Raw genomic sequence first — 20,124 nt, forward strand, 5'->3', positions numbered from 1 at the left:
GACACAGTTAATACATAATTAAAGTAATATTTATTTTAATTATATGCCCTATTTTTAATTTTTTTCTAACTAAATACATTAGCTCATGTTAACAATTTGTTAATAGATTATTAAATTTATATATAGTCTTAATGTTGGTTAAACTTTAATTGATAATGTATGAAAGTAACGCTACGTCCTGATAAAGTATTACGCACCCTCATAACTTGCGTAATAGTGCTGTTGATATTAAGTATTGCAGGTAACATCATAAAATACACTACAGAATATCCTGATTTGGAGGAACATGTAATTAGATTAATTGATTTTGACACAGAACAAAATATACCTAGTTACTTTTCTTCTTTATTATTACTAAGTGTTTCCATCCTGCTGATGTACATTGCCAGATCCAAAAGAACAGGCAACTTTTATAAACAATGGCTAGGCTTAAGCCTCATCTTTGCCTTTTTAGCTATCGATGAAGCTGTTTCAATACATGAAATCCTTATTGGGCCTATGCGCTATTTCTTTAATCTTGATGGCATTTTTTATTATGCGTGGGTTATACCATATGGAATTATCTTCCTAATGATAGGCATCTATTACATAAAATTTCTTTTCTCTCTTCCTAAAACATATACCAAGAGATTTATCATTTCAGCAGCTATTTTCATTTTCGGAGCGTTGGTTATGGAAATGATAGGCAGCAGTTACGTATCTCACAACGGTGGTAAAGATTTGATATATGGCCTTCTTTGCACGGTAGAAGAAACCTTTGAAATGGTGGGGATGTCTTATTTCATATACACCCTTCTAGCCTATATGCCTGTTGGCCTTTCGCAAAGCTCTCTTAAACTAGTGGTTAATAAAAGACACAGACATCAGCACATTCTCACTGATAACTAAACCTTTTTAAAGCCAACCGGCAAGTATTTTACTATTTGAGCTGAGGCTAAGATAAATATAACTGGCAAAACGGGCATTAAAAATCGGCCATCCCAATCTACTGTCGTCATGCTTACTATTGTGGTGTGAGTAGCTATGTACACGATGCAAAAAAGCCTTAATTCTACAGGCCATTTCCTGTTGATTAATGTTTTTATGGTTAAAAAGTAGATTGGAATTAGTAATAAAAGATTATATAAATTATGCCATCTAGACCAATAAGGCCTAATATGAAACAAAAAGTAAAATGCTTTTACCACGCTTATTTTTAGCCAGTAAGTAAAATTAGTAGCAATAAAATAAGTTAAACGCACTAATGGAGGATAATGCTCCGGTAGTATATTTAAATGCTCCGGAACATCTAATACTAAGTATTTAAATGAAGGCTGATACGGAACTGTAGTTACAGCAAAAATGATCTCGCCAGACTGGTAATCTCTCGTAAACGTAAAAGTGGCCAACATAACATTGACCAAAAGCAATAAAAGTACTAGTAAAACAGAAAGCAAAACAGCTCTTTTCCACCGGCTTTGTAGCTGTAACAGTATCTCTCTTAGCAATACAAAGCTTATTCCTACAAACAAAGCCAAGCCGGTAGGTTTAGTAATGAAGGTAAACAAGAAGAGAAAACTCATGAGCACCAGCATTTTCCAACCTCTTTTACCTCGCCACCATATAACACCTGCCCAGAGAGAAAAACATGTCAGACTAACGTATAATGACTCACACAGCAAGTAAGAACTCCAGCTTACTACTTCTATTTGAGCCAAAAATAAAACACCTGTAAAAAGCCCCGCTACCGGATTATTAAATAATAAACAAGCAGCTTTATATAGCGCTATCAATGCAAAATAGCACAACAGGTATTGCAATAGTACTATGAGGAGATGGTTGGTATGAGCTGTAAAAAGATTAATTACATAAATGAAAATTACATAACCGAAATACCAGATATTGTGAGCTTCAATATAAAAGCCACTTTTAAGGCTTTCTGCGTATTCAATGTAACGATGAGAGTCATTTACATACTTGACTCCATTTTGACTAAAAAGGGCGATAAAAACTAGCAGAAACCCCAGGGAAAGGAGCAAAATGTGAAACCGTTCGCTTAATAAGACTGGCCTGCCTATCTTCATAACGCATGAAGATACTATTTCTCTGTTAAAATGGAGAAGAGTAGAAATAAAAAAGGACTGTCTAAAAAGTAGTTATTAAAACATTGAAGGTCTACCAATGACAGTTGTGTGAAAGTATAGTCAATTAGTACCTATACGAAAAGTTCAAAGCAGTTGATATCTATTTAAATCATGTATCCGTACCGATCGTCTACACTTCGACGCGGCTCAGTGTGACTCGATGGTAGAGATCGTCACCTTCCCTATCTGGTGATTACTAGGAAGATATGACGAAGTAGTCTCGATACTATGGAAGACGGACAGCTCTGGTCTGCATAGGCTATTTCGAGATTGCTTCATTACGCTTCGCTACATTCGCAATGACCAGTTTTATTGTAAGTACGTTATCTTGCTGTACCGTCGTGAGGTGAAATAGGATTGAAAAACAGGTTTTTCTTAAGTCTTTAGTGGCAGTTCATGACTATGAAATGTTTCAGTGAGCGGAAGACCTCACAGCAAGAAAGAGTTTTTTGTTACTTTTTTGATCGATTGCAAAAAAGCAAGGAACCTCAGCTATGGAACCTAAAAACTAGATAATCCAAGTTGGCTGCTATTTGAAAAGTATAGATTAATGCACCCTTTTAATCCAATGATATGTCATTCTTCTTGGTGCGTTGAAACAAATGTTAGGTCTCGAAATGACTTCCTATTTAAAATAATAAGTATTTCGAGAGCCTACATCTGACTTGTTACTTCTGAGACAGCCCCTTAAATTTATATTATTTAGCTGATGGAGGAGTAGTAGGTCTCACTTCTATTTTACTAGGAAGTGTTCTAGGATTCATTTTCACTAAATCGCTTACCATCTCACCAATATCTTCTATCTGAATTTTCCAGCTATCTTCTTCACTCGGTGTGTGATCATTAAAATGTGTAGCTACAGAGCCCGGCATAATGGTAGAAACTTTTATACCATATTTCCTTAAATCTAGCATAATGGCCTGACTAAAGCCTGTAAGACCAAATTTACTAGCATTATAAGCAGACCCTCCAGCAAAAAAGTTAGTTCCTGCCAAACTAGATATGGTAATAATATAGCCTTTGCTCTCTTTTAATGCTTCTAATGAGGCTTTTACACTATAAAATACACCGGTTAAGTTAGTATCAATAGTTTGCTGCCACTGGTCTGCAGTAAGCTCTTCTATAGACGCAAAATGCCCCAAACCAGCATTGGCCACTAACACATCTATCTTACCCCACTTTTCTATTGTTTTTTGAACCGCTTGCTGCTGTGAGTCAAAACTACGTACATCTGCCTCAAGTGCTAACACATCATCAGATCCTAGTTGTGCTGCTGCTTCATCTGCAGCCTGCTGAGAACGACTGGTAATCGCTACCTTCACTCCTTCTTTCAAAAGTGAGGCCGCTACCCCATATCCTATTCCTTTACTACCTCCTGTTATAAATGCTACTTTTCCTTTTAAATCGGTCATTTGAAATTTAATTAAAGTTTAAACTTGCATCATTATAACGCATGCGAAGCCATCAGGTTTTATAGATTTTAGATTTCAATAATCATATCTACCAATTGACCTTTTTCGTACTTCTCAGTCTTTAATAAAGTACCTCCCTCATCGTAAAACTTCTGTTCTCCATGCTTTTTATCATCCACAAAGGTGACTTCACTTTCAACCATTCCATTCTCGAAATACCAAACCCAATCCCCTGTTTTCTTATTATTCTTAAAAACACCTTTAGAGTTGGGTACCTGAGAAGTAAAGTAGGTGGTAATTTCTCCTTCTAAAACTCCCATATCATAGTTTTGCTCCATTAGGAAAAGGGCATCTGCAGTATATATTTCCCACTTACCATCTTTTAGCCCTTTGGTTATATGTCCGCTGCTTAAGGCTCCTTCATCAGTAGGAAAATACCTTAAGTCACCTTCTCCATCTTTAACTATTTGCTCTCCCTTATCATTAAAAAGCTGATTTATCTTAGAAAGGTCAGGTCTTACAAATTCAAGTTCTTGCATTTTTGTTCCGTCCTGATAGAACACCTCCCATAGGCCTACTTTGTAACCATTTTTGACCAATCCTTTCTGATTGACATTTCCATCATCATAATATTGAATAAACTGTCCGTTACCGTCTTTCACTAACTGCTGCCCTTTAGGATCCCAATAATTAATAAATTCCATTGAATCTCCATGGTACACTACTTCTTGCATTATTTCTCCATTAGCATAATAATAAGTCGCCTTCCCATCAAGCATTCCCTCCTTGTTATAATTTTCCTGAGACAATAGGTTTCCATTATCATAATAGGCTTTCCAGGCACCATAAGGTTTGTCCCTTTTCATTTGGCCTGACTTAAGAAGTGCTCCGGCTTCAGAATATACCGCCCAATCATTTTCCATCCGACCATTTTTATACTGGCCTGAATCAGACACATTGCCATTATAATGATACTTGATATAAGAACCATGTAAAAGGCCTTTTTCATAATTACAAATGAGAATCAGGTTACTCAACTCATCGTAAAAAAGCCAATTACCAGACTGAACACCATCCTGATATTCTCCGCTATGTGATACGTTTCCATTTTCATAATAATAGCTCCAATTACCATTTAACTTACCACCTAGCATTTCTCCACTAGATAACTTAGCACCATCATCATAATAAAATGTCTGCGTGCCGTGTGCCTCTCGCATATTCATAATAAAGACACCAGCAGTAATTACCACAAAAAGACTGATAGCTAAAGGTGCTCTTAATTTTTGATTTGATGGATAAGGTACATACTCCGGATCTTCTGACATATTGATGCGTTCTTCTCCTGATACATTCCTGAAGGAAAATTTATAACCTTCTATCAGTGCTATTCCATAAAACAGAAAATCTATTGGACTAATGTTATCTACTACTACCCCTGCAAACTGTGCGATGCTAAACATTTTAAATACATCGAAATAGCTTAGCATTTGGTCATTAGCATAAAAGCCAATCTGAGAAAAAAGATTACCCAAAACACAACCTAACAATGCAAATATGGCTCCTATAACACCATATAGCTTATCTACACCTGCACCGAAATACCTAACCGCCAGGCCTACTATTAACCCAACTCCTATAGCCATATAGCCTATCTGAAATTGCGTGGCCACTGTTATTACCGCCCAAAGCAATGCACTCAATAGACAGGCTGCAAAACCACCCACCAGAGCAAAAGTCAAATCCTGATGCTCTCTCAGTCTTTCAATCAAATCATCATTTAAGTCTGCTATAATTTCTGTGCTCTTTATGTTTTCATTGAGCTCGCTTTCTCTAAGCGCCAATGCCCTGGCCTCATGCTCATCCTTTCTGAAATCTGCACAATTTTGATCAAAATCTGCCACATCATTGGTGAGCTTGCACACTAATCCTCTTCCAGAATCCATCATTCGGTTCTGGCAAATCTTACAATATTGAAGTTGTTCTGAGCGTGTCATAATAGTATAATTAAAGCCAATAAATAATTATGGCAAGATACTAAACATAGCTAAGAAAAATTATTTATATCAAAAAAGTTATAATAACAATAATAATAAGTAATATAGAGCATATTTATAACAGCATTATTCTAAATCAAGAAACCATAAAAGTTTCTCCAAAAAAGAGCTAAAATATTTTAATTATTCCGCTATTCTGCTGCATTTAAAAAAAGCGCATAACTCCCTGTCTTTATTTCACTTACGCCAACCTGATGTATTTTTGTAAGGTAGTAAAATGCCCTAAGATGTGTATTTGTAGTAGCTCTTCTTTTCTTTTTTACTGTAATTAATGACAACTTTAAAGTGTTCAACCAAAACCTTTATTTATATGTCACAATATTACTATCTATCAATTCTAAGGACTGGTATATCAATCATAGGCAATTTTTCACAGCCTTAAAATACCAGCGTACCCAACACAACATATAATTCTCTCACACTATTGACCTTGCTGTTGCTACCCAGTTTTTATTGGGGAAAGTAACACTTGTTCCATTTTTCAATTAAACCTAGTTAAATCATGCAAGTAAAGCATTACAAATTAGCAGACTGCCCCAAACTATTGGTAGTCATCCTATTTATTTTATGTTCAGCCCAGGCGTGGGCGCAAACACTACCCTATCATGTAGTCAATAACTCCCCTTACCCCGATAGTGAAGTATACATCGGGATAGTAGGTATTACTGACGGACACGTGTGGGTAAATCCGGTTACAGGACAGGTTAACCCTATGAGTCCTGCTGATAATACCGTACCCGGCCCTGTTTACGGAGGCAACCAGGGACCAGGCAATAATGGTCTTTACGCTAACTGCTTCAGAAAGCTTAGTGACATTAGCAATAACACCATTAATATTCCCAAAATAGCGGGCTGTAGAATTATGATTGCTTTTGAAAGCCAATTATACCTCTACTTCTTCGGGCATTCAGGTGCTCCTAGCGGTTATTCTGCTCCTAATTTGGAGAATCCTACTGATCCTAATCAAGGTATTAAATACGAGTTAATAGAGCTCACTTATAATGACTTTGGTCTATGGTGTAATACTACAAGAGTAGACAGCTATCAGTACCCTATGGGTTTAGAAGTATGGGGAAACAACTTCTATAAAAAAGTAGGTGAACAAAAAACACATGCACAGATCCTTTCAGACTGGCAAAGCAGTGCTCCCACAGAGTTTCAGGGCTTAATTGATAGCTCAGAAGGAATCATCCAATTCCCTACTAAAAACAGTTCTTTCCCTAGCAACTTCTTTCAGGGATATATAGATGCTATCTGGAGCAAATACTCTGGTCAGCAGTTAGTTTTTAACTCCGGACAAGCCGGTGTATGGAGAGGTAGTGTTCAGGGAAATCAGTTCGTATTTACCAGAGACAGCGATGGACAGGTAGCCACTATACCAGGTAAACCTAACACAGTGGAAGCTATGGAAGGTAGTGGTGTACTAGCTTCTGGCGGACAGTGGGATTTAGTAGTTCAAGCTCAGTTTGTAGCTGCCATCACACGTCATGCTATTGACCTTAATGTGCCTTCAGGCGTACTTCAGGATTTTGGAAATACTGCCAACTATTATCAAACATGGCCATATAACTGGTATGCTAAGTTCTTTCACAGAGAAGATATAAGCTTTGAAGGACAGACTTATGCCTTTGCTTATGATGATGTTTTTGATCAATCAGCCACAGTACACACACCTAATCCTACCAATATAACTATTACCCTTGGCGGTTTTGAAAGTGATGGTGGCGGAGGTGGTTCCGAATTTTCTCAGCAAATAGAAGCTGAAGATTATGGATCTATGCAGGGAGTACAACTTGAAAACTGCTCTGAAGGAGGACAAAATGTGGGCTACATAGAAGCAACCGATTGGATGGCCTATAACAGCATCAGCATTCCTGAATCTGGTACTTATCTCGTTGAATATCGCGTAGCCAGCGAAAGTGGCGGCGGACAATTATCTCTGGATGTTAATGCAGGAGCCAATGTATTGGGAACACTTTCTATCCCTTCTACAGGAGGGTGGCAAAACTGGACTACTGTTTCTCACACAGTATATATTAATGCGGGTACTTATAACTTTGGTATTTATGCTCAAGCAGGTGGCTGGAATATTAACTGGTGGAAAATCACTAAGCAGTCTTCTGCTTCAGCAGCAAGAGCTGCCACAGCTAAAAGTACGGCAGATGACATTTCCATTGAAGAAAATGTACTATACCCAAATCCTGCTGAAAGTAGTATTCAACTGAGACTTACCCAAGATTATCAAAATGCGACTTATAGCATAATTGATAAAACTGGTAAAGTAATCATTAACAACAAACCTTATCTGGGTGAAGAGATCAACATCTCTGACCTGCCTTCAGATCTTTACCTGATTAAGGTACAGCAAGGTGACAGACAAATCATCAAAAAATTCATTAAGAAATAACTCCATACTGAAGAGGCTGTCTCAATAGAAGTTACTCCATCAACGGATGTCATGTTGAGGTACTCGAAATATCTTTCTATTCCTAATAACAAAGATTTAGAGTGCCTCAATCTGGCTTACAATTACTGCTGAGCAGCCTCTTCTACTTAAGTCTAAAGTTGGCTAAATCGATTTAATAACTTTAAAATTTATGTTATGAAACGTATACCAATACTAGCTTTATTATTAATGGGCCTTGTGTCTCTTGGCCTAAATACCACTTCACAAGCACAAGGCTGGCAACTTGTTTGGCAAGATGAATTCACTAATGGCATCAGTAATGACTGGGTGTTTGAAACCGGCAGCGGCGGCTGGGGGAATAATGAAATGCAATATTACCGATCGCAAAATGCCTCTGTTCAAGATGGTCAATTAGTGATAACTGCCCGCAAGGAAAGTTATGGTGACGCTGACTATACATCTGCCAGAATGATTACAAAAGGCCGTCAAAGTTTTAAATACGGAAAAATAGAAGCCAGAATAGCTTTACCTTCTGTGCTAGGTCTCTGGCCTGCCTTCTGGATGCTAGGCAGTAATTTTGATCAGGTAAGTTGGCCTTACTGTGGTGAAATTGATATCATGGAACAAGTAAACACTGAGTCTAGTGTACATGGAACCATCCACTGGTCTGACGCCAATAACAACTATGCTTCTTACGGAGGATACACTAACACCAATGTAACTGCTTATCATGTATATTCCATTGAATGGGATGAAAACGCCATCAAATGGTTTGTTGATGGAAGCCAATATCATGAAGTGAACATAGCTAATGGAGTAAATGGCACTCAGGAATTTCATAATGAGTTTTTCCTTTTACTTAACATGGCTGTGGGTGGAAACTGGCCTCAATGGGAAGTAAACGATGCGGCTCTTCCTGCCAATATGTATGTAGATTATGTTAGAGTATATCGAAAATCCGATAGCAATAATTTCTCATTGTTTACTGAAGCAGAAAACTACTCTTCTATGAGCGGTGTGCAAACTGAAAGTACTACCGATGCAGGAGGTGGACTTAACGTAGGGTACATAGAAACAGGAGACTGGATGGCCTATAACAGCATTAACATCCCTTCTTCTGGATATTATCAGGTAGAGTACCGTGTGGCTAGTGAAAATGGAGGCTCTTTATCTCTTGACCTCAATGCCGGATCTACGGTTTTAGGCAATGTAAGCATACCTGCTACTGGTGGATGGCAAAACTGGACCAGCGTGTTCCAAACCGTATACATTAATGCCGGAACCTATAACTTTGGCATCTACGCTCAAAATGGCGGATGGAATATCAACTGGTTTAGAATAACCGGACAAAGCAATGCTTCCGCCAGAGCCGACCAAAGCATAGCAGAACAAAACATAGAAATAGAAGCATTCCAAATCTACCCTAACCCTGCTCAAGACAGGCTTTACTTAAAAAACGCTGGCGAATTAGCTAATCTCAAAGTTTATAACAGTCAGGGACAAGTAATGCTACAAGAAGCTGTTCCTCATAACGAAGTAGATATTTCTGCCTTGAAACCAGGTTTATACACTATTCAAATAAACTCCTCAGATAAATTAATAACTAAAAAGTTTATCAAACAATAATTTCAACCCTAAACCAAGTTTAAAATGAAACACGTAAAAACGGCTCTTCTGCTTATTTTAAGTGGATTCTTATCAATCTGTAATGCACAGAAAAAACTGCCTTTGGGCAGTCTTTCCAGTTTTCAAAATCAATTAAAATCCAAAATTGATAATAGCAATTCCAGCAGCCAAAGGCTATCTGGCTCTGAACTGGAAATTTCTCTACCTAATCATTCTTCTGTAGCGTTAGAAGTAAGTTATCAGAATGCTTTTGACAATGAACTAACTCTGGTTGGTAGAGTGAAAAACCATAAAAACAGTAGCTTCATCATCCAGATTAATGATAAAGAGCTTAAAGGTAACATCGTGCTGAAGGATCAGTCAACCGCCTTTAAGTATTACTCTAATGGAGCTAAAGAAACTTTTATAGAATCTGCAGATATAGACAAGGTGATCTGTGTGGAATATGCACCGCCTAAAGGGCCTGTCAGAGAAGAAGCATCATCACCAGCTGAAAATGTGGTAATAGCGGCCGTGAATGATCTTCAAAGTTTACCGGGAGCAGAAGCTTGCATCCTTTTGGATTTTGATGGCTATTCGCTCCCTTCTGGCACAGGATGGATGGACGGCAACAGCTGGAATGCACCTGCCTCTGGTATGAGCGATGCTCAGATACAAGAAACATGGGAAGTAGTAAGTGAAGATTTCAGGCCATTTAACATTAATGTTACCACAAGCCAAGCTGTATATAATTCATATGCTGAAAACAGAAGACAAAGATGCGTTTTTACACCAGACGACTCACCAGCATCTGGCAGTGGCGGTGTAGCCTACGTGGGAGCTTTCGGATACCGAGAGTGGCCATGCTGGGTGTTTATCATGTCTGGTAAAAATGGTGGAGAGGCGGCTTCTCATGAAGTAGGTCATACTTTAGGCTTAGGCCATGACGGTCGTACAAACCCTAACGAAGGCTATTATCGTGGACATAACGGATGGGCTCCAATTATGGGTGTTGGTTATTATCAACCTTTAACGCAATGGAGCAAAGGCGAATATAATAATGCCAATAACACCGAAGATGATTTAGCAGTAATGACAGGCTATATCAGCTATAGAGGAGATGACCATGGCAATAATTTCAGTTCTTCTACCTTTATTAACAGCAATGCAAGTGGCTCCATTACCACTCAAACTGGTGTTATTGAGAGAAATAATGATGTAGACATGTTCGCCTTTAACTGTGGTACCGGCAATATCTCATTAGATATTAATACCGTAAGCAGATATGGTAATTTAAACATATTAGTCAACCTCTATGAAGGTGCCAGCGGTAATCTTATTGGCATTTTTAATGGCAATGGCCTTAATACTCACCTAGATGCCTACCTGGATGCAGGCACTTATTATATCGGAGTAGAAGGAACAGGATCTGGCAATCCAGCAACGGATGGTTATTCTGACTATGCCTCTTTAGGTAGCTTTACCATTACAGGCAACATCACTTCCAATCCTGGTGTAGTTACCGTTTATCAGGATTGTAATTATGGCGGCTATGCTGTATCGCTTTCAGAAGGAAGCTATAATCTTAGTGCCCTACAAGGCCTGGGAGTAAGTAATGATGATATTTCTTCTATAAGAATACAAAACGGATATCAGGCTACGCTTTATTGGGATAATAATTTTGGCGGATCTTCTTTAGTAAAAACAGGAGATGACAACTGCCTGGTAGATGAGGGCTGGAATGATGAGGTTACATCTATAGTGATTAGTACTACTACTTCTACTAATAACTTTCTTGAAGCAGAGAATTATAATGACATGAGTGGAGTGCAGATAGAGTCTTGCTCTGAAGGAGGACAAAATGTAGGATACATAGAAACTGGCGACTGGATGGCCTATTTCTCTGTTCCTTTTTCTACTTCAGGCAACTATTTAATAGAATACAGAGTGGCTAGTGAGAGTGGCGGCGGTGTTATTTCTACAGATCTTGATGCTGGCTCTACCGTACTAGGCACTGTTAATGTACCCTCTACCGGTGGCTGGCAAAACTGGCAAACTGTTTCTCATTCTGTTTATGTGAATGCAGGCACTTATGATTTCGGTCTCTATGCACAAAGCGGCGGGTGGAATATTAACTGGATAACAATTACTCCACAATCATCAGCCTCTGCCAGAGCAGACATGAGTGTAAGAAGGGATACTGATGAACAATTATCCTCAACTGAACTCGTACTCTTCCCTAACCCTGCTAATAATTTCATTAACATTAATAATGCACAGCAGTACAAAGGAGGAACCTATACGTTGATGGACAAAACAGGTAAGGAGATCCTCTCCAAGGAATATTCTGGAGATGATATTGAGATTTCCAGCCTTCCTGCTGATCTATACTTTATAAGGTTACAGAAAGACCAGAACCAAACTATACAGAAATTCATTAAACAATAGCAATACAAAAAGGCCGCTCAGAAACTGAGACGGCCTTTTACTTTACACTATAAATAAATAACCTATTTTTTAATCTGGATAAAGGATTTGAACGGCATCTTCGTCTCCATTAGTAAACCCGTTCCAAGGTAATACATAAGAATTCATTACTGAATTAGGATCACTAGAAGGTGTTCCATTAATGAAATACCCCTGAGTTTGATCTGTATGATAAAGACCAAAAATATGACCCATTTCATGAACTATGGTGAATTTTTTATATCCACTACTTAGAGAGTTATATCTTGTATTAATCTCCATGTTATATCCTGGACGGCCATTAGAAGTAGGTAAATACGCTCTAGCCACCCAATTTTGACTAGAATAACCTGTAGTAATAGTGGTATGAGCATTGCTACTACTAGAGGTTATAGACATATACAAAGAAGTTCCATTAACAGAATTCCACGCGTCAACGGCCTCATAAATAGCAGTTACCCAAGAAGAGGGTACTGAAGAAGAGATATAAAATCTCATATTAGAAACGTTGCTACTGCTAACAAGATAGTATCCGCGATAATGTTCTGTAGAAGGATCAGTTTCTAAGGCTGTGCCATTAGCAACATACTTCTCTACTTCTGATTTATCAATCAAAATATCTCCTCCTATAACGTAGGTGTCATTTTCAAGCTCTATATCTTTCTCATTAAAACCCGATTTAACAAGAAAACTAACAAGCTCATCCGTGGGTTCTTCAGCTTTTGGAGACACCTTTTCGGTTTCCTCCTGACATGAAGAAAAGAATAGTACAAAGGCCATACAAATAGACAAGACAGTCATAGATGACTGCATTTTTTGGTGCGTTTGCATCGTTGTGTTGGTTTAGGTTAAAAATAATCGCACCTCTAAGGTAGATGGAAGATTAGTAAGTGCTCAAATAAGAAATTTAGACACCATCACACTTGTAACAATTGATCTCATATTTTTTAAAAAATCCAGAATCAAACAAGGATCAACCTATAGATACAGCTACAATCAATATAATTAATTTTTTAATATTTTAATATGTAACAATTCACCGTCTCCATCCGCAATATAAAAACCGCTTGAAGAATGAACTCCAAACGGTTTTCCGTATACCTGAATATTTACTCTACTACTAATCTTTCAGTAGTTATTTTATCTCCTATTTTTATTTTAACCAGATAAATACCCCTTTCCAGCTTATCTATATTATACTGAGTATAATAATTACCTTTAGATTGCCCACCAGTATGTAGCCTCATCACCTCTTCACTATCGGTTATATTATGAATAGATATTTGAACATCAGTATTATCAGTCCCAATGTCATATTTCAAGAATATTTGGCCTTTGGAAGGGTTAGGATAAATCATTCCCTTATCCTCCTCCGAAACAGGTCTAACTGATTCCTTTCCTTCCTTATTCACAATAGTAAAGCGTTCACCTCCTTCTATATTACCCTTTTCTGAGTTGTATTGAACCACATCTAGAAACGTCTCCTCTCCTTCTCTTAAATCTACTTTAAACTGAAAATCCATGCTAAAAGTCTCCTCCCCGTTCAATTCCAGGCCTTGAATAACTGCATTTTGAGCAATATAAAAACTGTTTTTCTCTAACACTTTTACATTCTTCAATTCTGCCTGCATTATTCTCCTGGTTAGTTCTGGCTCTGTTTGGAGTACAATAGCCCCTCCTCTTTTGAAAAATGGAGTTTCAATTTTTTCATCAAAGCCTTGATCTAAAAAGCGCAGGTCTATCTTACTGAAGCCTTTCCTTACTCCACGAATATATACGCTCATAAAATCAGCATCATTATCATAAACGGATACATTCTTCCATACAATATTGTTGTTGTTCCTTACATTAAACCCTACGCTCACATTATTAACCTCATTAAACATAGGATCAGAAGGTGACACAATTCGAGATAACAGGCAGAAATGATGCACATCATTAGTAAAATCAGCCGGATTAGGCGGGTACCACAAAATTTCAGCTATATATGTACCTCCGGGTGCTATAGGAGGAATTGAAACCGTATTAACCATATCACCATTCAAAACACCCAAAAGGTTGTAGTTTATCCAGTGTGTTGGCCATACAAGCCCTGTAGAAGCTTTTGAAAAGTATACCGAAATATTGGCACACTCACTGGTGACACTACTACGATTTCTTACCCTCACATAAATAGCGTTAGGAGAATAAAGCTTAAATTCTGGATTTTCATGAGTAAGACCGCCATCGGCATTCTTTCTCACCCACATATCAGTACTTAAGTACATAGGGCCTGAATCAGGATTAGGCTCTATGCCTGTATCTGAGTTTCTGTCTTTGGAGTACAAATCAAAGTTAGCCCCTCCGGGAATTAACTGCTGTGCCATCAACACTGCTGCCTCAGCATCAACTAAGCCATACCCCATTTCATTATGCCAGATACCATTTGGTCTTCCTAAAACATTACCATAGGCATACGAACCTACCTTTTGAGCCGTTAGCTCCAGAATATCCTCCACTTGATCATGAGTCAAACAAGGGTTAACTGATAAAATAAGCCCTGCAATACCAGCCACCATAGGACATGCCGATGATGTACCTCCAAAGGTTGTAGTATAGTTACCTGTGGCATATCCACTACCTCCTTGTTGATCTGTAGTTACGATACTAGCCCCCGGTGCCATCACATCGAGCTGAGCTCCAAAGTTACTGCCTTGAGTAGAATTCCAGGATAAGCAAGATGAGCCACCAATAGGATCAATACGCTTACCACAGTCACCAATGGCACCAACAGTAACAATATCAGGATTACTATTAGCAGGATAAGAAACTGCCCCATTATTATTACCTGAAGCAAAAACAATAACGGTACCCAAACCGCCTCTACCATTGGTTAAAGCATTAGTAATAGCATTGTCAATTACGGCATATGCTACGCCTGAACTCCATGAATTACTAATAACATCAGCTCCATTTTGCCAGGCCCAGTTAATACCATCGGCACGGGCCATTCTTGAATTTGGAGATCCCAGTAAAGAGTTACTAATAGACATTAAGCCTACGTTAGGAGCTACACCTGATATGCCTTCATTATTATCCTGCATTGCACCAACTATTCCTGCGCAAGCAGTACCATGTGCACCTAAAACCAATGCAGGCGAGGTACCAGACTCTGTGTCAAAACCTGTACCTACTGTATTGTGCTGTAAATCCGGGTGGTTCATTTCAAAACCATGATCTAATACAGCCACTATCACTTCGCCCGAACCTTTAGTGATGTCCCAGGCCTCAAAGGCTTTCACATCTACTCCGGCAATACCTCCATACTGACTAGTATTGTCTAGCCCCCACTGATCTGGAAGTAAAGGGTCATTAGCTGAATTAATCTCAGCATCTATCAGAAAATCTGGCTCTGCATGCTCAAATTGGCCAGTTTCATATATTTTATTAGCTATTTCTAAAGCATTAAACCTGGAGTCTGCAGTACACTTTAGAATATACCACTCTGGCATAAATCTATTCTGACCAACGATCAATGCCCCAAGATCAGCAGCTTTCTTTTCAAGCAATGCTACATCAGATTCATTCTTAACCTTCACATACAAATACTGTGAAAGACCTATTTTCTTCTCTTGTTTATTCGAAAAATAAGGAGCTGCATTAAGCACTAAATCACTAGCTTCCAACTCCTTGAGGTATTCTAAGTATTGCTTACCTGAGAACTTACCATTGAGTTTTACTTCTGACCAATAATTAGTATTACCAACGGCTTGCTTTCGTACATTTTTAAAAATCTGGATTGAATTATCCATTGCATGCTTCTCTACTTTAGCAGAAGCAGATAAGAACTTTACCTTATTAGCATCGGCCAAATCATCTGAAGTAACCAGATACACATAATCAGTATTTAAACTTAATGGCTGCTTTTCACCATTGTAATAATAGTAATAGTCTTGAGCCAGTAATGAGACTGAAGAAAGCAGCACAAAAATTAGGACAAGTACATTTTGGATATGGGTGGGCCTTACGGCGATACGTATATAATTCCTGGGTTTCATGATAGAACATTTATATTTTTCCTACTCTATTATAGCTTTTCAGAATACGCTATATGAATCGATTCATAAGTGTAAAATTAGAAGCTTACTAAGCCGACATTCATAGGAAAAGACCCCATTATAAAAGTGAATAACCCCTTTGATTTATATTAATAAAATGAATATCTTCTATAGAGGTCGATTGAAAAGGACATAAAAAAAGGGCAGCTGAGGAGAATACAGCGTGCCCTTTTTCGTGATCGCAGAATATAGGTGTGCTAAATTAAATTGTGCCAACTATTAATTTCTTTTAAAAACTGCCAGCAGGAAAAATCCTGCTTAGCAGTTTTCTGAACCTGAACGTGAAAAGTTTTACTTCTACAACTAATCATGACACTAAGATAGAGTGCTGAAGCTGCTTATAACAGAGGAAATAGACCCTTTAAGGAGGGGAAATATCCCCTTGTTTTTTGAAGAAGTGGCCTGAAAGCAAAAGAAGAGCTATTTTAAAGCGGTATAATGGCAATGCAGAGGAAGTATTGTTCAAATAAAATTACCAGAATGGCGAAAAATTCATACAAGACAGATACAAAAAATCCCCTTCGAACCTAGTTCTGAAGGGGATTTCTGTTGTCTATAGTTGGCTTTAATTGATACTAAGGTAATACCTCCCCTTAAAAACCGAAAGCCAATATCTGTTTGTGCTATTTTTTAGGGTTGAATGACAGATAAAGCCGATGAGTTGTTTTAATAATTGTAGATAATGTTATTTTATAAGGTAGCTGAATAATGAAAGCGAGAACACAACAGCTAAAATAGGTATGGAATTCTGCCTGCAAAATGTATGGCCTTAAGAAAGTTGATAAACAAAAAATCCCCTTCGAACCTGGTTCTGAAGGGGACTTTTGTTGTCTATAGTTGGCTTTAATTGATACTAAGGTATATGCTTTAACCTTAATAATATACTCATGCTCTGCATAAAGCTATTTTGAAAGATTAAATGCGGATTTTACCGATAAATGAATTATGGATCCAGAGGTTGCAAAGGGTTTTGTTGAAATGACAACTCACTTGGCAAATACTCTATAGAAGTTGGTGTTATTCTATCAAGTAATTTAGCTGGCTGATACCCCAACTCTTGCTCACATCTATCATAAAATCGCTGTGATTCTACATAATCACTATGATCAAAGTTGGTAGTAACTATACTTGGTTTATTTGTATTAGTTTGATAGGCAAATAACAATCTTGACGCATTCCTCAGGTTAGTGGTGGTGTGCCTGGCATGCGGATCTATTATGATATGTCTTTCATCTATTCCATATTTTGCTATCAATTCCTTTTTCATCTCTATTGCTTCACAATAAGGAGTACGAAAAGGGTGCACGTGTCCACCAGAAACAATTATCAAAGGAGCCAAACCCTCTAAAAACTGCTTAGCAGCAATCCTTAAATTGAGCTTGCCTAAAGGAGTGAGTCTCACTCCATACACTTCAGAACCAGCTCCTAAAACTAAAACAGAAGCATATTTATAATTCTCCCATTTTATGGTAGGGATATACTCAATCGCGGCTCTATTCTCCTTCTCTTCCATGGGTTCATAGCGTGCAGCCTCATCTCTGTGATTCAAATAAAGCAGAGACAAACTGAAATCTAATGGCATTTCAAAGAACAGATTCTCTTTATGGGCTGAATTCAGCACCTCCCTACTCCACATTCGGATAGTAGCTTGATATGACTTACCATCAATATCATATGCAGCTGAATCAATACTAGGATAAATAGCTCCTGTACCATTTCCATAAACATCCATTACATGATTCATACCTTCTACACAAAGGCTAAAAACAGCTGCTAAAAACGCTTCATCACTGAGTGAATCGAGATTAATATATGCTTTTGACGCCCTCAGCTCTGTTACCAAATCTTTCATTTCTGAAGATTTCTGCCATTCTTTGATCAGAGCGTCTGATATTACCTTTTGTTCTGTATCCGTCCATTTAAATGCATTTACAATAAATTCTCTATTTTCAGAGCAACACTCCAATGCTTGTGTTACATTGGCTATCTTTTGCTTGTTCAATTTTTGCAGGGCAGTATTGTTCTTCAACTGATCTGATACAGGCTGCATTTGCTGAATAAGAGTAAGTAAATAATAATTCTTATCCTGAAGCTCAGAACCCGAGCTATAGACTTTACTGTATTCTGTCTGTGCAAATGCAATTTTACAAATGATTAATAAAAGCAGCACAGAGAGATATTTACATGTCTTCATTATCTTCATTTTTAGAAATAAAAAAGCAGCCAGGCAAATATTTGCCTGACTGCCAACCAAAAAAACAAGTATTAATTGAACCCGTTGCGTTGAGTCACTTTATCACTACCTACCACGTCAATGTACGCCTGGGGAATAGGAAAATATTCGTTTACACCTTCCGTAAAATGAGCATTGGTCAGGTGAGATCTTTTAGTCTTTTCAACTTCAAGATAATCATTCATCACCTCGGCCGCATGGCCCCATCTTACCAGGTCAAAGAAGCGGTGACCTTCCATGGCCAGCTCCAACCTTCTTTCGGTATGCACTGCTTGTAGAGCCGTGGCATAATCACTCCAAGAGTCATTGTAAAGCTCTATTCTGTAATTATCAGCATCTTCAGATCCATCAAGTGTCATTACATGCCCACTGTTTTTGGCTCTTTCCCTAATCTGGTTCACAATAGTTCTGGCTGATTCATAATCAACATTTTCAACAAATGCCTCTGCTCTCCATAAAAGCAAATCAGCATACCTGATGATATAATAATTTAGCGCATTCACATAGGGCCAGCTGGCCACATAATAGGATGAATTAGCTGAAACAATACGCTTTTTAGGCGAATAAGGGCCATAAGTAGCCAAGTCCCTAGCCCATGATGACTCATAGAGCACATTCAAGTCTAAATAAGGAATATTAGGCCTCCCCACGGTATGATCTAACCTGGGATCTTTGAAATCATTGGCTTCCAGGTCAATATTATCATTTACAGGCAGCCCGTCTGCGCCCGTTTTAAAGGCATTGATGAGATTTTGAGAAGGCCTGTGAAAGCCATATTGCTCATAGTAAGGCCCTCCGGGAGAAGTAAGCCTATCTCCTATACTTCCATTATAATTATCAGGAGCATCATCATTCACCGAATGCTGCACTGCAAATATTATCTCGCTGCTATTATCATTTTCAGGCAAAAACACATCTCTAAAATCACTTAGCAATTGGTATTTACCACTATTAATCACTTCCGTAGTGGCTTCTATTACCTGACCCCATTTTTGCTCATAAGCATAGCATTTAGATAAGTATGCCATGGCCGTAATCTTATTAGGTCTACCTACTTCTGCCTGAGTTTCTGGAAGCATTTCATAAGCCTTTTCAAACTCACCTTCTATATTTTCCCAAAGTTCATCAGAAGTAAAGGTGGTGTTAGATAAATAGTAATCATCAACTAAAACCAAACTATCAGCCACATAAGGGATTTGATTATAAATGCGCTTCAGCTCAAAGAAATAATGGCCTCTTAAGAAATATAGCTCACCTAATCTCACCTCTTTAAGGTCAGCATCAAACTCTTCTGACTTATGAAGCAAGTCAATAGAAATGTTAGCTCTCTTTATACCTTCATACAGCGCCGCCCACTTTCGTTGTAAATCACTTATGGTAGGGTTGATATTAAATATTTCCATAAGATGAATCTGACTCTGATCTCCGGTTCCACCACCGCCTTTGTAAGCATCATCAGACATTACATCTCCAAAACTCCAATTAGAAGCCGGTGAATTATAGGCACTACTAGATTGATCATACTGTCCATTCAGCATACTGTAGGCTGCTACAATAGTTCGCTCTACATTTTCCGGATCAGTCATCTTATCTGGAGCTATTTCTCCATACGGATCTTCTTCCAGATAATCATCACCGCAAGAAAAAGCCATTGCGGCAAACAGAAACAATATATATTTTATTTGAGATCTCATGTTAATTCAATTTATTAATTATCAGAATCT

The 20,124-nt window shown here is 38.1% G+C and carries 11 protein-coding genes; 4 read left to right on the plus strand and 7 right to left on the minus strand.

Annotated features, from left to right (window positions below; all coding sequences use genetic code 11):
- Positions 1 to 159: 159 nt before the first annotated feature.
- On the plus strand, positions 160 to 888 hold the full coding sequence (locus LVD15_RS24430) for a DUF8692 domain-containing protein (protein WP_233777810.1): 729 nt from the start codon (positions 160 to 162) through the stop codon (positions 886 to 888).
- On the opposite strand, the gene LVD15_RS24435 is transcribed toward LVD15_RS24430, so the two are convergent.
- From LVD15_RS24435 to LVD15_RS24445, 3 genes are all read right to left on the minus strand, one after another.
- Positions 885 to 2,063, minus strand: coding sequence for a hypothetical protein (locus LVD15_RS24435; protein WP_233777811.1), 1,179 nt, complete (start codon positions 2,061 to 2,063; stop codon positions 885 to 887). The two genes, LVD15_RS24430 and LVD15_RS24435, sit on opposite strands and share 4 nt — an antisense overlap.
- 758 nt (positions 2,064 to 2,821) lie before the next feature.
- Entirely contained in the window at positions 2,822 to 3,535 is a 714-nt protein-coding gene (locus LVD15_RS24440) for an SDR family oxidoreductase (RefSeq protein WP_233777812.1), read from the minus strand.
- A 68-nt stretch (positions 3,536 to 3,603) separates the two neighbouring features.
- Positions 3,604 to 5,532, minus strand: coding sequence for a toxin-antitoxin system YwqK family antitoxin (locus LVD15_RS24445; protein WP_233777813.1), 1,929 nt, complete (start codon positions 5,530 to 5,532; stop codon positions 3,604 to 3,606).
- 562 nt (positions 5,533 to 6,094) lie between these two features.
- On the opposite strand from LVD15_RS24445, the gene LVD15_RS24450 reads away from it, so the two are divergent.
- The 3 genes from LVD15_RS24450 to LVD15_RS24460 all read left to right on the plus strand — a co-directional run bounded on the left by LVD15_RS24450 (position 6,095) and on the right by LVD15_RS24460 (position 12,052).
- Positions 6,095 to 7,999, plus strand: a complete 1,905-nt coding sequence (locus LVD15_RS24450; RefSeq protein WP_233777814.1) for a beta-1,3-glucanase family protein — start codon at positions 6,095 to 6,097, stop codon at positions 7,997 to 7,999.
- A gap of 195 nt (positions 8,000 to 8,194) precedes the next feature.
- Complete coding sequence (locus LVD15_RS24455) at positions 8,195 to 9,625, plus strand: carbohydrate-binding protein (protein ID WP_233777815.1); 1,431 nt, start codon at positions 8,195 to 8,197, stop codon at positions 9,623 to 9,625.
- A gap of 24 nt (positions 9,626 to 9,649) precedes the next feature.
- Entirely contained in the window at positions 9,650 to 12,052 is a 2,403-nt protein-coding gene (locus LVD15_RS24460) for a carbohydrate-binding protein (protein ID WP_233777816.1), read from the plus strand.
- Positions 12,053 to 12,121: 69 nt separating this feature from the next.
- On the opposite strand, the gene LVD15_RS24465 is transcribed toward LVD15_RS24460, so the two are convergent.
- The 4 genes from LVD15_RS24465 to LVD15_RS24485 all read right to left on the minus strand — a co-directional run bounded on the left by LVD15_RS24465 (position 12,122) and on the right by LVD15_RS24485 (position 20,094).
- A complete protein-coding gene (locus LVD15_RS24465) occupies positions 12,122 to 12,901 on the minus strand; it encodes a M57 family metalloprotease (protein ID WP_233777817.1) in 780 nt (259 codons plus the stop codon).
- Positions 12,902 to 13,179: 278 nt separating this feature from the next.
- Entirely contained in the window at positions 13,180 to 16,107 is a 2,928-nt protein-coding gene (locus LVD15_RS27030; RefSeq protein ID WP_305038975.1) for a S8 family serine peptidase, read from the minus strand.
- Between the two features lie 1,003 nt (positions 16,108 to 17,110).
- On the minus strand, positions 17,111 to 18,361 hold the full coding sequence (locus LVD15_RS24480) for a YdcF family protein (RefSeq protein ID WP_233777818.1): 1,251 nt from the start codon (positions 18,359 to 18,361) through the stop codon (positions 17,111 to 17,113).
- Between the two features lie 71 nt (positions 18,362 to 18,432).
- The gene (locus tag LVD15_RS24485; RefSeq protein ID WP_233777819.1) at positions 18,433 to 20,094 is read right to left on the minus strand and encodes a RagB/SusD family nutrient uptake outer membrane protein; all 1,662 of its coding nucleotides are present in this window, start codon (positions 20,092 to 20,094) and stop codon (positions 18,433 to 18,435) included.
- Between the last annotated feature and the right edge of the window lie 30 nt (positions 20,095 to 20,124).

This window comes from Fulvivirga maritima (assembly GCF_021389955.1).
Lineage (GTDB): Bacteria > Bacteroidota > Bacteroidia > Cytophagales > Cyclobacteriaceae > Fulvivirga > Fulvivirga maritima.